Annotated in this window: 14 protein-coding genes and 1 tRNA gene; 10 read left to right on the top strand and 5 right to left on the bottom strand. The window is 63.8% G+C overall.

Translation table 11 applies throughout. From position 1 onward, the window contains the following. Positions 1 to 156 precede the first annotated feature (156 nt). The 5 genes from DDE20_RS05015 to DDE20_RS04995 form a co-directional block, all read right to left on the bottom strand. Positions 157 to 1,386: a GNAT family N-acetyltransferase gene (locus tag DDE20_RS05015; RefSeq protein WP_133240321.1), complete on the bottom strand. Its 1,230-nt coding sequence runs from the start codon at positions 1,384 to 1,386 to the stop codon at positions 157 to 159. Positions 1,387 to 1,478: 92 nt separating this feature from the next. Next, a tRNA-Arg gene (locus DDE20_RS05010) sits at positions 1,479 to 1,555 on the bottom strand. A 120-nt stretch (positions 1,556 to 1,675) separates the two neighbouring features. Next, positions 1,676 to 3,064 carry a sensor histidine kinase gene (locus DDE20_RS05005; protein ID WP_116557382.1) on the bottom strand — a complete coding sequence of 463 codons (1,389 nt, stop codon included), beginning with the start codon at positions 3,062 to 3,064 and terminating at the stop codon, positions 1,676 to 1,678. Positions 3,065 to 3,083: 19 nt separating this feature from the next. Then, positions 3,084 to 4,502, bottom strand: a complete 1,419-nt coding sequence (locus DDE20_RS05000) for a dihydrolipoyl dehydrogenase family protein (RefSeq protein WP_116557381.1) — start codon at positions 4,500 to 4,502, stop codon at positions 3,084 to 3,086. Between the two features lie 10 nt (positions 4,503 to 4,512). Next, positions 4,513 to 5,250 carry a TVP38/TMEM64 family protein gene (locus DDE20_RS04995; RefSeq protein ID WP_205961622.1) on the bottom strand — a complete coding sequence of 246 codons (738 nt, stop codon included), beginning with the start codon at positions 5,248 to 5,250 and terminating at the stop codon, positions 4,513 to 4,515. 358 nt (positions 5,251 to 5,608) lie between these two features. On the opposite strand from DDE20_RS04995, the gene rpmH reads away from it, so the two are divergent. The 10 genes from rpmH (at position 5,609) to DDE20_RS04945 (ending at position 14,169) form a co-directional block, all read left to right on the top strand. After that, the gene (rpmH, locus tag DDE20_RS04990) at positions 5,609 to 5,743 is read left to right on the top strand and encodes a 50S ribosomal protein L34 (RefSeq protein ID WP_116557380.1); all 135 of its coding nucleotides are present in this window, start codon (positions 5,609 to 5,611) and stop codon (positions 5,741 to 5,743) included. Between the two features lie 25 nt (positions 5,744 to 5,768). Next, positions 5,769 to 6,182, top strand: coding sequence for a ribonuclease P protein component (rnpA, locus tag DDE20_RS04985; RefSeq protein WP_116557379.1), 414 nt, complete (start codon positions 5,769 to 5,771; stop codon positions 6,180 to 6,182). A gap of 81 nt (positions 6,183 to 6,263) precedes the next feature. Next, complete coding sequence (gene yidD / locus DDE20_RS04980) at positions 6,264 to 6,548, top strand: membrane protein insertion efficiency factor YidD (protein ID WP_116557846.1); 285 nt, start codon at positions 6,264 to 6,266, stop codon at positions 6,546 to 6,548. 76 nt (positions 6,549 to 6,624) lie between these two features. Continuing rightward, the gene (gene ttcA / locus DDE20_RS04975) at positions 6,625 to 7,515 is read left to right on the top strand and encodes a tRNA 2-thiocytidine(32) synthetase TtcA (RefSeq protein ID WP_116557378.1); all 891 of its coding nucleotides are present in this window, start codon (positions 6,625 to 6,627) and stop codon (positions 7,513 to 7,515) included. 71 nt (positions 7,516 to 7,586) lie between these two features. Next, positions 7,587 to 9,125: a GGDEF domain-containing phosphodiesterase gene (locus tag DDE20_RS04970; RefSeq protein WP_116557377.1), complete on the top strand. Its 1,539-nt coding sequence runs from the start codon at positions 7,587 to 7,589 to the stop codon at positions 9,123 to 9,125. Positions 9,126 to 9,478: 353 nt separating this feature from the next. Then, complete coding sequence (gene yidC, locus DDE20_RS04965; RefSeq protein ID WP_116557376.1) at positions 9,479 to 11,269, top strand: membrane protein insertase YidC; 1,791 nt, start codon at positions 9,479 to 9,481, stop codon at positions 11,267 to 11,269. A 185-nt stretch (positions 11,270 to 11,454) separates the two neighbouring features. Then, positions 11,455 to 12,123, top strand: a complete 669-nt coding sequence (yihA, locus tag DDE20_RS04960) for a ribosome biogenesis GTP-binding protein YihA/YsxC (RefSeq protein ID WP_116557375.1) — start codon at positions 11,455 to 11,457, stop codon at positions 12,121 to 12,123. Between the two features lie 6 nt (positions 12,124 to 12,129). Continuing rightward, positions 12,130 to 13,029: an acetylglutamate kinase gene (argB, locus tag DDE20_RS04955; RefSeq protein WP_240607845.1), complete on the top strand. Its 900-nt coding sequence runs from the start codon at positions 12,130 to 12,132 to the stop codon at positions 13,027 to 13,029. Next, positions 13,013 to 13,666, top strand: a complete 654-nt coding sequence (locus tag DDE20_RS04950) for a ferredoxin (RefSeq protein WP_116557373.1) — start codon at positions 13,013 to 13,015, stop codon at positions 13,664 to 13,666. The genes argB and DDE20_RS04950 overlap by 17 nt, the downstream gene beginning before the upstream one ends. Then, complete coding sequence (locus tag DDE20_RS04945) at positions 13,663 to 14,169, top strand: SixA phosphatase family protein (RefSeq protein ID WP_116557372.1); 507 nt, start codon at positions 13,663 to 13,665, stop codon at positions 14,167 to 14,169. Before DDE20_RS04950 ends, DDE20_RS04945 begins: the two co-directional genes overlap by 4 nt. The last annotated feature ends 223 nt before the right edge of the window (positions 14,170 to 14,392 follow it).

The raw sequence follows: 14,392 nt of genomic DNA, 5'->3' as shown, positions 1-14,392 counted from the left end.
AGCCCGAGTAGGCCCCGCCGTGCTTGCGGCAAAGCCGGAGCACGCCCCGCGTTGGCAAACTCTTCGGTTCTGTGATGGGGCGCGTCTTGCATCGCTGCGAGAGTAGCACGCGCGCGCGTATCGACAAGAGAGCGCGCGGTGTTTTAGCGGATGGCGTCAGCCCAAGACCTTAAGCAATTGCGCGCTGCCGTTTTGCACCCGCTCTAGCTGTCCGGCGCTGGCAAAAGCGTGCAACCGCTCGAGCGCCAGTTTAAGGCCGCGCGGGTCGAATATGCGCTCCTGCCCGTGGCGGCGGATCTCGAGGTTGAAACTCTCGACCTCCTGCGCGCCGAAGGAGTATTTATAGGGCTGGTCACCATGGCCGAAGTCATAGGTTTGCAACCCCAGCCCGATCGCCCATTCGATGGCCTGCGCATGCAGCAAAATGCCAATCGCCGGTTCACCGGCCTCGGGATCGCGGCCTGACAAGAGAAAATGCGCCACGCCCGCCTCACGGTCGATGACATGCGCCAGCCCGCCCAGCATCCGCTCACCCTGCCAGAGCGTCGGCAGATAGAGCGCGCCCAGCGCCTCGGCATTCAACAGCGCGCGGGCATAACGTTCGGCGATCAGCAGCGTGTCGTCGAGCCCCTTGTTGCCCGCCCATGTCAGCGCCCAGTTTTGCAACATCCCTGCGATATCACGCTCGGATGTTTCCGGCGTCGCGCTACGAATCGTGTAGATGCCGCTGTCGATAAATTTGCGCCGGTAGCGGCGGATTTTCTGGCGGGTGTTGGCGCTGAGCCCCTCGGCCAGCAAACTGTCAAAGCTGCGCGGTAAGGGGGTCTTGAGGCCGATCAGATTGTTCGTCTGGCCCCGATTGATCCGGTAGTCGCGAAACCTATGGCTGAACCCCTCGCCCATCGCCTCGGCAAAGAGCCGCGCGCGGCGGCCGGTGACCTCATAGCGAATCGCGAGGGTTTTCCATGGCAGCGCGCGCAGGGCATGGGCGAGAGCGGCCAGCGCCGGTGCCTCTTGCCCGGGATCACAGATAAAGCCGGTATGCTCGCCCCATGACAGGCGCCCCGCCGCTTCGATCTCGGTCTGGAACTCCTGCGCCGACTGGCTCCAATGCACGCGGGTCTTGGCCGGAAAGATGCACAAAGGCTTGCCCTGCACATCCGCCACCACAAACACCCGCCAGCGGCCCGGTTTGGCGCGAAACCCCGAGATCAACCAATCATAGGACATGAAAATCCCGACCTCGGGATCGCGCATATGCAGCGCATCCCACGCCGGTTTGAATGCCGCCAACCGCGCCAGATCGTCGATCACCGTGAGATGCAGCGAGGCCGCTTTGGTGGGGATATGGGTTTGCTGGTTCATCGGCTGATGAAACCACAGCATTGTGCAAAATTTGCGGCGCTGGCGCGAAATCACCCGGCCCGTAAGCCCTGCCACCAGCCCAAGGGACGGTGAAAACCGAAGGTTTGGTGAAATGGCGCGCCCGAAAGGATTCGAACCTCTGACCCCCAGATTCGTAGTCTGGTGCTCTATCCAGCTGAGCTACGGGCGCGCTGTGCGGCGTGATCTAACGGGGTGGGCAGGGTTATGCAAGAGGGGAAACCGGAAAATCTGGCGTTTTGGCAAAAGAGAGTGCTGCAGGCGCATTCAATAGCGCCGAAGCGGTGATTTTTCACCCGCCATGGGGCAGCCAGATGCCAAACTCGGTGCCCTCATCGCCGGTGCGCACCAGATCCAGCGTGCCGCCATGGCCGCGCACCAGTTCCGCCGCGATCACCAGCCCCAGACCGGTGCCACCCTTGCGCGCCCCGCCCTGAAACGCCGCGAATAGATTGTCGCGGGCGCGTTTGGGCAAACCGGGGCCGGTGTCGATGACGCGGATCACGCTGCCTTCATCACCATCGCGGGCGCAGATCTCGATAGAGCCGGCGGCACCGGTGGCCTCGATCGCCTGCCGCGCGTTGCGCACGAGGTTCGAGAGCACGCGGAACAATTGCTCGGGATCGGCGCGCAGCATCAAGGTCGGGGGCACATCGACCAGAAACTCCACCGGATGCGCGGCATTGCGACCGGCGATCTGCTCGCCCTCGACCATATCCTCGACCAAGGTGCGCAGGGCGAATTGGCTGAGCTTCGGCGGCGGATCCTCGGCCTTGCCGAAGGCCAGCGTGCTTTCACACAGGTTCACCGCCCGCGAGAGCGAGTTGAGCAGCTTTGGCGCAGCGCGGATCACTGCCGGATCCTTGGAATTCTCGATGCGGTCGGCAACCAGCGTTGCGGTCGAGAGGATATTGCGCAGATCGTGGCTGATCCGCGCCACCGCCCCGCCCAGTTGCGCCAGCCGCTCCTTTTGGCGCAGCGCCTGCGTCAGATCCTCCTGCATATGTTGCAACGCCTCCTCGGCCTCACGCAGTTCCGTCACCCGCGAATCGGGGGCGATGATGCGGCGCGCGTCCTCGGGGGCTTTGGCATAGGCGGCCATCGAATCGATCACCCGCCGGATCGGGCTCACGATCAGCCGCTGCACCGCCAGAAACAGCAGCATCGCGGTGGCCATCGAGATCAGCAGCGACAGCCACAGGATGCGCAGCGCATAGGCCCAGAGCGAATCGCGCAGGGGCTCGGTGGCCATGGTGACCTCCAAAAGCAGCCCCGCCTCTTGCACCGGATCGCCGATCACCCGGATCACCGTGCCATCCTCGGTGAACATTGCCGCCAGCCCGTCGCGCAGCAACTCCACGGTCGGCGGCGCACGCAGGTCATAGGTCGCCGAGATCGGCCCCGGCACCGGCGAGGCCAGCACCAACTCGCGAATCGCATCGCGGCGCAGCACGACGTTGAACACGCCCGCGGTCAACAGCAGTTCCTCGGCCAGTTTGTCGCCAATCGTCCCATCGGACGCCAAGAGCGCCAGCGAGGCGATCTGCGCCCGTTCCAGCCGCGTCAACAGATATTCCTCGCGGAACCGCGCAATCGACGGGGCAAGCACCAGCACCTCGGCCAAGAGGACGAAGACCAGCGTCAGCAGTAAAAATCGCCCCGACAGCGTCCGAAAGAACATGACCTACCCAAATCAGGGGTCAGGGCACGAGGCTCTGCACCACGCCGACCACCCGTTTCACCAAAGAGGACTCAAACAACTTAGGGGAAAAATAGGCACCCGCGACGCGTTTGGAAAGCTCTCCCATGGTCGGATAGGGCAAAACCATGCTCGCAATGGCGCCTATTTTCATCTTATTGGCCAAAGCCATAGCCCAGATGCCGATCATCTCGCCCGCATTCGGCCCGACAATCGTCGCGCCAATCGGGCGGCCCTTGAGCACCATCACCTTGATGAAGCCACGAGTCTTGCCCTCGGCCTGCGCGCGGTCGGCGGCGTCAAATCCGAGTTTGATCACCTGCACGCCGTCGCCATGCGCCTGTTTCGCCGCGGCTTCGGTCAGGCCGACCTGCGCCAGTTCAGGGTCGCAATAGGTGACATGGGGGATGTGATCCCTGCGCGCCTTTGACGGCAGCGCAAACAGCATCGAGCGGATGATCACCCCCGCCTGATAGCCCGCGACATGGGTGAACTGCCCGCGTCCGGCGATATCACCGATGGCATAGACCTTGCGGTTGCTGGTGCGCAGCGACTCATTCACCTCGACACCGCCGCGCCCATGGGTGACGCCCGCCGCCTCAAGGTTAAGACGGTCGGTATTGGGTGTGCGCCCGACCGCGACCAACAGATGAGAGCCGGTGAGGACCTGCCCGCCGGCCACTTTGACCTCAATCGCGCCGGCCTCACCGCGCACCGCCTCGACCTGCGCGCCCTCGATGATCTCGATCCCCTCGCCGCGGAGCGCCGCAACCACCAGCGCCGCCGCCTCGGGGTCGTCATTGCCCAGCGCTTTGGCCCCTTCAATCACCGTCACCTTGCAGCCCAACCGCCGGTGCGCCTGCGCCATCTCCAGCCCGATCGGCCCGCCACCGATGATTAACAGATGCTCGGGCGCCGCGCGCAGGTCAAAGATCGTTTCATTGGTCAGATGCGGCACATCGGCCAGCCCGGTGATCGGCGGCACCAAGGGGCGCGAGCCGGTGGCGATGACAAAGCGCCGCGCGCGGATGCGTTTGCCGCCCGCCTCGACCTCATCCTTGCCGGTAAACCGCGCCCAGTCGCGGATCACCTGCACGCCCAGCCCCTCGAAGCGCTCTTGCGAATCATGCGGCTCGATGGCGGCGATCACCTGCGCCACATGCTCTTGCGCCGCGCCGTAGCTGATCACCGGCTCGTCCGGCGTGATCCCCAGCGCCGCCCCGCGCCGGTGCTGCGCCGCCGCTTTGCCCGCCGCCAGCAGCGCCTTGGAGGGCACGCAGCCGTAGTTCAGGCAGTCGCCGCCCATCTTGTGCCCCTCAATGAGCACCACGCTGGCACCCATCTGCACCGCGCCCGCCGCCACCGACAGCCCGCCCGAGCCCGCGCCGATCACGCAGATATCCGTCTTGATCAGGTCCATTCTGCCCTCCTCAGGCGCGTTGAAAACGTTTGATGACCACCGGCAGCAATGCCAGCGCGGCCAGCCCGAGCAGCGGCCCGAGTATATAAGGCTCAAAGATGATCCCGAGATCAGGCGCCTCGCCGCGCGCGAAGACCTCGCCCAGCCCCGCGCCGATCCATGTATAGACCAGCCCCGCCGGAATGATCCCGAGACCGGTGGTCCAGACAAAGCGCCATGTCGCCACACCCAGCACCGCAGGGATCAGATTGGCGATGAAAAACGGCACCACTGGCACTAGCCGCATGATCAAGAGCACCGAGATTTCATTGGCGCGGATGCCTTCGCTCAATTGCCGCACGCGCCCGTCCGAGGCATCGATTCGCGCCTTAAGCCCCTCGCCCAAGCCGATCCGCACCGCCAGAAAGATCGCCAGCGAGCCCAGCGTCGCCGCCACGACATTATAGGCGACGCCCGGAAACACGCCGAACAGGAAACCGCCGGTCAGTGAGGCGACCAGCGCACCGGGCAGGGAGAACGCCACGATCAGCACATAGGCGGTGATGAACACGGCGGGCATCAATAAGGGATGCGCCGCGCGGTAGGCGATCAGGGCCTCGCGGTTGTCGCGCAGCGTGTCGAAGCTCAGGTAATCGCGCAGGAACACCGCACCGATCACCGCGCCTGAAAGAATGACAACCAGCGGCAGCCAGCGCCGCAGGGCATGGGGCTTGGGATCAGAGCGCTTGGGCGCGGGCGAATGGGACACAGGGACCTCCGGTCTGGTTTTGGCACTGCCTGCCACTACATGACCCGCGGCGGAAGTATTTCCATATTTCAGTCACGTCACGCGAATGTGGGGCAACAAACCTTGGGCCGTAGCGTCGTGTTTCGCCTAACGGCGGAAAAACCGTCCGCCACCGCCCTCACCGCTATCATCACGCATTGCAGCGCCGCCGCGAACAGGCTACCCGACAGGCACCACAGATTGCGGCGATTCTTTTTTGCCAAGTTGCGGTGCGAAACGTTGACTTGCCCGCCCAGCTTGGCTATTGCCCAGCCTTCAAGATTATCGGCCTTCGAATCCCGTATCGGGTGGTTTGGGCCTTGGACAAAGGAATTTTGCGATGAAACGCACGTTTCAGCCCTCGAACCTGGTTCGCAAGCGCCGCCACGGTTTTCGTTCGCGCATGGCCACCAAAGCCGGCCGGAAGATCCTGAACGCGCGCCGCGCCAAGGGTCGTGCAAAGCTGTCGGCCTAAGCCCACCGCTTTACAGGACAGCTTTATGACGCCGCCGGATCATGCCCGAACCAGCAACGACGCTGGGACGCAGGCGGATCCGGCGGCTTCGTCATGCCTGCAGGTCCTGCAAAAACGCTCGGATTTTCTGGCTGCGGCCAAGGCCCGCCGCGCGCCCGTGGCGGGATTTCTGCTGCAAGCCCGCCAGCGCAGCGAGGCCGAGCCCGCCAAAGGTGTGCGCGTCGGTTTCACCTGTTCCAAAAAGCTCGGCAATGCGGTGACCCGCAACCGTGCCAAACGCCGCTTGCGCGCGCTCGCCCGTGAGGCGCTGCTGCCGCATGCGCTGGACGGCTGGGACTATGTGCTGGTCGGCAAGCCCCGCGCCACGGTGACGCGCGAATACAGCGACCTTCTGGCCGATATGGCGCAGGCCATCGCAAAGATCCACAAACCGCGCTGAACGCCGCCGCCGCTTGCATAACGGCCCGCAACGCCCCACATCAAGGGCATCTTTTGCGAAAGGCTTGCCCCGTTGCCGCAACTGCCCCGCCCCTCCCTACGCTCGCCCGCCGCTTGGCTGGTCTCGCTGCCGGTGCGCGCCTACCGGTTGCTGCTCAGCCCTTGGGTCGGCCATGGTTGCCGCTTCCAGCCCACCTGCTCGGCCTATGCGCTCGAAGCGCTCGAGCGGCACGGCGCGCTCAAAGGCAGCTATCTGGCCGCGCACCGCATCGCCCGCTGCAATCCTCTGGGCGGCAATGGCTATGATCCGGTGCCCGGCGCCGACCCCGCCCATGACGCGGAACATCGCTGCAATCATAAGCATTAATTTCTTGCGTTAACTGGGGGTTTTCATTGACCCAGCGCCGCAAATCGCACTAAGCCACGCCGCAGGAGGCCCTGCCATGCTGGACGATTGCGACGACATCCACCCGCTGTTTCACGGCGCGCCCAAGACCACCGAATTTCGCAAGCTGCGCAAGCGTTTGGTGCAGCAAGTCCGCGAGGCGACCGAGACCTTCGGGATGATCCAGCCGGGCGCGCGCTGGCTGGTCTGCCTCTCGGGTGGCAAGGACAGTTACACGCTGCTGGCGGTGCTTCATGAGCTGAAATGGCGCGGACTACTGCCTGTGGATCTGCTGGCCTGCAATCTCGACCAAGGCCAACCCGGTTTCCCCGCCACCGTGCTGCCCGAGTTCCTGCAAAAGATGGGCGTCGAGCACCGCATCGAGTTCCGCGATACCTATTCGGTGGTGGTCGATAAAGTCCCCAACGGGCGCACCTATTGCAGCATGTGCTCGCGGCTGCGGCGGGGCAATCTCTACCGGATCGCGCGTGAAGAGGGCTGTTCCTCGGTGGTTCTGGGCCATCACCGCGACGATATTCTCGAGACGTTTTTCATGAACCTCTTCCATGGCGGACGGCTGGCGACGATGCCGCCGAAACTGCTGAATGAGGACGGCGATCTGACGCTTCTGCGCCCCTTGGCCTTGGTCGCCGAGGCCGATTGCGAGAGATTCGCACAAGGGATGAATTACCCGATTATCCCCTGCGATCTCTGCGGAAGTCAGGACGGATTGCAGCGCCAGCAGGTCAAACGCATCCTTGATGACTGGGAAGGCCGCACGCCGGGGCGCCGCAACATCATGTTTAAAGCTTTAATGAATGTCCGGCCCTCGCATCTTGTCGACCCGCAACTCTTTGATTTCGCTGCCTTGATGCCCGAGGCAGTGGCGGAAACTCCGCCCGCGGGTGAGGATAGGAACAATTCGAAACAGATTCCGCTTCTGCGTTAAGCCTTCAGTTAGGCCAATGCCCGAGTCTGGTGTCGCCGGTGGATGTCGCCGGAGACGGGGAAGGCACAGCGATGCAGCACAGCAGTTTGATCGAACGGGTTAACGGGATATTGGCGCGCTACCGGCGGCATTTGGCGCTGGTCCTGATACCCGCGCTCACCCTGGCCGGATTGATCGGCGGGCTGACCACCGCCGCGCTTTTGGTCGCGGCGGCCACGCAATTGATCATTCTGCTCTGGGTGACCGGCTATGGATCATCGCGCGCTGAGGCAGCGGATGACGCCCCAACGGTGAAATCGCGCGATCATCTCGATGATGTCTTGGCCAACCTGCCCCCTAACACCCAAAGCGCAGCCTTGGTCGTCCGCATCGACAGCGCCGCGCGAATCAAGGACATGCACGGCCAGCGGCTCAGCCTCGCGCTGCAGGATGCGCTTGGCCAACAACTTGCCCGCGCCCTGCGCGAACAGGATCATTTCTGCCTGCTCTCCGACGATGGTTTTGGCGTCGCCCTATGCCCCCAGCGCAGCGTTGATGTCGGCGCGGTGCTCTCGATCGCCCAACGGATCCAGACGCGCCTGTCGCAACCTTTCCGGTTTGAGGGGCTCACCCTTTGGCCCAGCGTCTCGGTCGGCTTTTGCCTGAGCCCGCGCGCCGCTGCGCTCAATGGTATCGGCATGCTGGATGCGGCGCAGCAAGCGGCGGCCAAAGCGCTCAACTCCGGCCCCGGCGGGATCAGCAGCTATAGCGTGGTCGATTTCCCTGCCGCGGTCTCGGCTGATACCATCGGCGGGCTGCGCAAAGCCTTGGAAACCGGTGAAATTCACGCGTTCTTCCAGCCGCAAGTGCGCACCGCGACCGGCGAAGTCAGCGGCTTTGAGGCCTTGGCCAGATGGCGACACCCTGAACGCGGGTTGATCTCGCCGGCGGAATTCCTGCCACAGATCGAAGCCGCAGGGCTCGCCGCAAATCTCGCCACCTGCATGCTGCGCGACGCAATGACCACGCTCGCCAAACTCGACGCGGCCGGCTACCGGGTGCCGACGATTTCGGTCAACCTCTCGGCCGATGAGCTGCGCAATCCCCGCCTCGCCGATGAAATCTCGTGGGAGCTGGACCGCAACGACCTGACGCCCGACCGCCTGACCGTGGAAATCCTTGAAACCGTGGTCGCCGACAGTGATGAGGATGTCGCGGTGCGCAATATCGCGCGGCTCGCGGGGCTGGGTTGCGGCATTGATCTCGATGATTTCGGCACCGGCCACGCCTCGATCGCCAATATTCGCCGTTTTGCCGTCGGGCGGATCAAGATCGACCGCTCCTTTGTCACCCGCATGCATGAAGACGAGGACCAGCAACGGATGGTGTCGGCGATCCTGTCGATGGCCCGACATCTTGAGGTGCTGACCCTCGCCGAAGGGGTCGAATGCGCCGAAGAACAGGTCATGCTGGCGCAGATGGGCTGCCACCACCTGCAAGGCTATGCGATTGCCCGCCCGATGCCCGCCGAGGATCTGGTCGGCTGGCTGGACGCGCATAATGCGGCACTGGCTTGCGGCGAACCCTGGTGCGAAGACAGCGAGCAGCAAAAAACCGCCAGCCGCGCCTGACCCTCACGGCCAGTGCGCCGCGCGCCACCTTCGCGGGTTCGGCAGCTCCCCGATCTCGCCCCCGCCTCGCGGTTCGTGCATTTGCGTGAACTGCCCCCCTCCCGCATCGCGCCCCACCGCAATCTTGCACCACCAGGCGACCGCCGCCGATTTGCGGCTGCTTTCTGCGGCGCGCCGATCTGGCCGGGCGCTCATTGGCGTTTTTGCGCGCTGCTTGCGCTTTCTCCAAAGTCAACCGAAGATGTCGCGCGCAAAACCCGCCTTTGCACCCCGCGTAGGGGGATTCCGCTTGACCTTTGCGGGCAGGGCAGGTTGAACCCTCCCTGCATTGAAATCGCGCCCGGAAAGTACCGATGGACGATCAAACCAAAAACCTAATCCTCGCTTTTGCCCTGAGCCTCGCGGTTATCATGGGCTGGTTCGCGCTGTTCCCACCGCCCGAGCCCGATCCCTCCGAGAGTGTCGCGCAAAGCGAATTGCTGCCACCTCCGGCCGGTGACGCACCTGCCGCCTCGGCCGCAGAAACCACCGCGACGCCGCTGGCCCAGACCGTGCGCGTGGCGATTGAAACGCCGCGCCTGACCGGCTCGATCGCGCTGACCGGTGGTCGTTTCGACGATCTGCAACTGCGCGACTACACGGAAACCGTCGACGACGACTCCGACCTCGTGCACCTGCTGAATCCGGTGGGCGGCGAACGGCATCCCTATTATGCGCTCTTTGGCTGGAGCCCGCGCGGCGCGCTGGATTACGCCCAAGTGCCCGGCCCGAACACCGAATGGACGCAGGTCGGCAGCAATGATCTGACCCCCGAGACTCCGGTCAGCCTGCGTTGGGACAATGGCGCCGGGTTGATCTTTACCCGTGTGATCAGCGTCGACGAAGACTTCGCCTTCACCATCGACCAAAGTGTCGAGAACACCTCGGACGCGGCCGTTTCGCTCGATCCTTACGGGATTCTGGCGCAGCACAGCCAGCCCGATGACCTGCAGGCATTCTTCATCTCGCATGAAGGTCTGGTCAGCATGGCCGACGGCAGCCTGACCGAAGACAGCTATAAAAACATGACCAATTACACGGTCAGCGAGCGTGAAGGCACCCCCGCCAGCCAGCAATCCGTTGCGGAAAACGGCTGGATCGGCTTCACCTCGAAATACTTCATGGCCTCGCTGATCGGCATGCCGGGACAAGGCTTTACCGCCGTGTCGCAACATGTGCCGGGCGCCGATATCTATCAGGCCAGCATGCGCCAAGCCACCGTCACGGTGCAGCCCGGCGCCACCAGCAGCGTGCAATCGATGCTGTTCACCGGCGCCAAGGAATTCGCCACCCTGTCCGAATATGAGGACGCAGAGGTCGAGCGGTTCACCGATGCGATCGACTGGGGCTGGTTCTTCTTCCTCACCCGCCCGATCTTTCAGGTGCTCAACTTCATCCACGGCGTGATCGGCAACATGGGCTGGTCGATCCTCGTGCTGACCCTGTTCCTCAAGGCACTGCTTCTCCCGCTGGCGTGGAAATCCTACGTCTCGATGGCGCGGATGAAAGAGCTTCAGCCGGAAATGGCGAAGCTCAAGGAGCGCGCTGGCGACGACCGTCAGAAGCTGCAGCAGGAAATGATGACCCTCTACCGTGAAAAGAAGGTCAATCCCGCCGCTGGCTGCCTGCCGATCCTGCTGCAAATCCCGATCTTCTTCTCGCTCTATAAGGTGATCTTCGTCACCATCGAGCTGCGGCACGCGCCGTGGATCTGGGTGTTCAACGACCTCTCGGCGCCCGATCCGACCTCGCTGTATAACCTCTTCGGCATGCTGCCATGGGCGGCACCTGAGGCGGGCACGATCATGGCGACGGCATTCCTTGGCATCCTGCCGCTGCTGTTCGGCACGACGATGTGGTTCCAGATGCGCCTGAACCCGGCCCCCGCCGATCCGATGCAGGCGATGATCTTCAACTGGATGCCATGGGTCTTCATGTTCGTTATGGGCGGCTTCGCCTCGGGCCTGTTGATCTACTGGATCGGGAACAACATCATCACCTTCACCCAGCAGTATCTGATCATGTCGACCCATGGCGCGCGGCCCGACGTGTTCGGCAATATCAAAGCCTCGGTGAAACGAAAAAAGGGCGATAAGTCAGGATAGGGCGGCGCATTCACGCATCCCCTCTGGCGCGCCAGAGCCAGACAGGGCGGCCCCGCAACGGGCCGCCCGCCTCCATTCTAGCCCTCGCACTAATGTTCACCCGTTGAGCGTTGAGGATTTCGGCCCCTGCGCACGCGTGCTACCCTCGGGCCAAAGCGCCCAAACCGATGAAGTGACAGCCCGCCATGACCCATCCCGAACCGCAGCCCCTGCCCTTCCCGCTGACCGACACGCCGCCGCCCGAAGACCTTGAGGCGGGGCGCAAGCTCTTTGCCGGTGATGTCGATTTCGTCAAAGGCGTGGTGGCGATTTCCGGCCTGCCGCCCGCCGACCGGATCGAGGTCTGTTTCGCCGGCCGCTCGAATGTCGGCAAATCCAGCCTGATCAACGCGCTGACCGGCCGCAAATCCCTCGCGCGCACCTCGAACACCCCGGGCCGCACGCAAGAGATCAACTATTTCGACGTTGGCGGGCAGCTGTTTCTGGTCGACCTGCCGGGCTATGGCTATGCCGAGGCGCCGGTCAATATCGTCAAACAATGGCAGGCGCTGCTCAAGGCCTATCTGTCCGGCCGTGTGACCCTGCGCCGCGCCTTCGTGTTGATTGACATGCGCCACGGGATCAAAGCCGTCGACGCCGAGATCATGGACCTGTTGAACAAATCCGCGGTGACCTTTCAGGTGGTGCTGACCAAAGCCGACAAGATCAGCAAGACCGAGCAGGAACGCACCCTCAAACAGGTTCGCGAGACCTTGCAAAAACACCCCGCCGCCTTCCCCGAGATCCTTGTGACCTCCTCGGAAAAGGGCGATGGTGTCGCGACCCTCCGCGCCTTGATCGCAACCATGCAGTAACCGCCCGTGAGACAGCAAACCATGAACCGTGACTGGACCGCCATCGCCCGGACTTTGTCCGAAGCCCTTCCCTATCTGCAGCGGTTCTCCGGCGCCGTTGTGGTCGTCAAATTCGGCGGCAACGCGATGGGCGACGCCGAGGCGATGGCCGAATTCGCCCGTGATGTGGTGCTGATGCGGCAGGTCGGGCTCAACCCGATCGTGGTGCATGGCGGCGGCCCGATGATCAATGATCTGCTGAACCGGCTGGGCATCGAATCGAATTTCGTGCGCGGCAAGCGGGTGACCGATAAGGCCACCGTCGAAGTCGTCGAAATGGTGCTCACCGGTCTGGTGAACAAGCGCATCGTGCAGGCGATCATGGATGAGGGCGGGCGCGCGGTGGGGCTCTCGGGCAAGGATGACGATATGATCGTCTGCGAGCCTGATGATCCGGAACTCGGCTTTGTCGGTCGTCCGGTCGAGATGAATGTGCAGGTGCTGCGCGATCTGTTCAACGCCGGGATCATCCCCGTCGTTGCCCCGGTCGCCACCGGCATGGAGGCGAACCAGACCTTCAACGTCAACGGCGACACCGCCGCCGGCGCGATTGCTGGCGCGCTCAAGGCTGACCGTCTGTTGCTGCTCACCGATGTCAGCGGCGTGAAGGGGGCCAATGGCGATGTGGTCACCGAACTCACCGATGTGCAGGTGCGCGAGATGATCGCCGAGGGCACGATTGCGGGCGGGATGATCCCGAAAACCGAAACCGCGCTTGAGGCGCTCGAGGCGGGGGTGCGGGCGGTGGTGATCCTTGACGGGCGGGTGCCGAATGCCTGCCTGTTGGAGCTGTTCACCGAGCATGGCGCGGGCAGTATGATCCGCATGGCCGCGCGCGAGGCACCGGCTGATGGCGACGACGGCTGACCTGATCTCGGCGCTCGGGGCCGAGCATCTGCTGGTGCTGGCCGCTCTGCCCGCTGACCCTGAGTTTTGCCCCGCGCCGCTGCAATCGCTGGTGCTGATCGGGCCGGAAGGTGGCGCAGCTTGGTGGGAGTTGGTCACCGCCTCACCGGAATGGCAGGACGGCGCGCCGGACCCGATTGATCGCTGGTCGAAACGTATCCTTGACGGGATCGCGGCGCGGTTCGGGGGGATGGCGCTTTATCCGTCCGATGGGCCGCCCTATCCGCCGTTCTTTCGCTGGGCGCAGGACTCGGGCGCGCTCTGGCAGTCGCCGGTGGGGATGTTGGTGCATGCCGACGCGGGGCTTTGGGTGTCGTTTCGCGGGGCGCTGGCGCTGCCGTTCACGGTCACAATCCCCGCCACCACGAACCCTTGCCTGAGCTGCGCGGAGCAGCCCTGTCTGAGCGCCTGTCCGGTGGCGGCGCTCTCAAAGGCGAAGGGCTACGATATCGCCGCCTGTCACGCGCATCTGGACCGGCCTGCGGGGGCGGATTGTCTTTCCGAGGGGTGCCGCGCGCGTCGTGCTTGCCCCGCGTCACAATCCCATGCAAGACTGGCGCAACAGTCTGCCTATCACATGAGCCGGTTTCATACATGACAAAGCGCCTGATTCTTACGCGGCATGCCAAATCCAGCTGGGATGATCCGACGACCCCTGACCATGACCGCCCATTGAATGAGCGCGGCAAGGCGGCGGCGGCCGATTTGGGCGCCTGGCTGGCCTCGCGCGGGTATCAGCCCGAGGAGGTGCTCTGCTCGGATGCGGCGCGCACCCATGAGACCTGGAGCGGGGTCGCGCCGGAGTTGGAGGGGGCGCCGGAGGTGACCTTGAAACCCGCGCTGTATCATGCCGGACCGGATGTGATGATGGCGGTATTGCGCCATGCCACGGCGGATACGGTGATGATGATCGGGCATAATCCGGGGATCAGCGAATTCGCCGAAAGGATCGTCGCGCAGGTGCCGCCTAATCCGGATTTCCAGCGCTATCCGACCGGCGCGACTTTGGTGGTGACCTTGGAAATCGACGACTGGGGCCAGGTGGAATACGGGTTCGGGGCGGTGCGGGATTTTATCGTGCCGAGCGAAGTTCCGGCCTGAGACGCGCCGCCAAATAGCAGCGCTGTCCCGCGCGTGGGACATTGCGCCGTGCCAATGAAATCAACCCCTTACGCTGTCGCGTTAGGGATTTTTTAACGGTGTCTCGCCGCGCGCCGCCCCCTCATCTTTGTGCTCTAAATATCCTCGGGGGTGAATTTGCGCAGCAAAGAGGGGGCGGAAAGCCCCCTGCCACCGCCCGGCGGATACGCCGGGCTGTCAGGGA

This window comes from Pararhodobacter oceanensis, assembly GCF_003076755.1.
Classification (GTDB): domain Bacteria; phylum Pseudomonadota; class Alphaproteobacteria; order Rhodobacterales; family Rhodobacteraceae; genus Pararhodobacter; species Pararhodobacter oceanensis.
This window is presented reverse-complemented; position numbering and strand designations above follow the sequence as displayed.

Bases quoted from the DNA above. Each gene is read 5' to 3' on its own strand.
- DDE20_RS05015 (WP_133240321.1), bottom strand. From the start codon at position 1,386: ATGCTGTGGTTTCATCAGCCGATGAACCAGCAAACCCATATCCCCACC.
- DDE20_RS05005 (WP_116557382.1), bottom strand. From the start codon at position 3,064: ATGTTCTTTCGGACGCTGTCGGGGCGATTTTTACTGCTGACGCTGGTC.
- DDE20_RS05000 (WP_116557381.1), bottom strand. From the start codon at position 4,502: ATGGACCTGATCAAGACGGATATCTGCGTGATCGGCGCGGGCTCGGGC.
- rpmH (WP_116557380.1), top strand. From the start codon at position 5,609: ATGAAACGCACGTTTCAGCCCTCGAACCTGGTTCGCAAGCGCCGCCAC.
- rnpA (WP_116557379.1), top strand. From the start codon at position 5,769: ATGACGCCGCCGGATCATGCCCGAACCAGCAACGACGCTGGGACGCAG.
- ttcA (WP_116557378.1), top strand. From the start codon at position 6,625: ATGCTGGACGATTGCGACGACATCCACCCGCTGTTTCACGGCGCGCCC.
- DDE20_RS04970 (WP_116557377.1), top strand. From the start codon at position 7,587: ATGCAGCACAGCAGTTTGATCGAACGGGTTAACGGGATATTGGCGCGC.
- yidC (WP_116557376.1), top strand. From the start codon at position 9,479: ATGGACGATCAAACCAAAAACCTAATCCTCGCTTTTGCCCTGAGCCTC.
- yihA (WP_116557375.1), top strand. From the start codon at position 11,455: ATGACCCATCCCGAACCGCAGCCCCTGCCCTTCCCGCTGACCGACACG.
- DDE20_RS04950 (WP_116557373.1), top strand. From the start codon at position 13,013: ATGGCGACGACGGCTGACCTGATCTCGGCGCTCGGGGCCGAGCATCTG.
- DDE20_RS04945 (WP_116557372.1), top strand. From the start codon at position 13,663: ATGACAAAGCGCCTGATTCTTACGCGGCATGCCAAATCCAGCTGGGAT.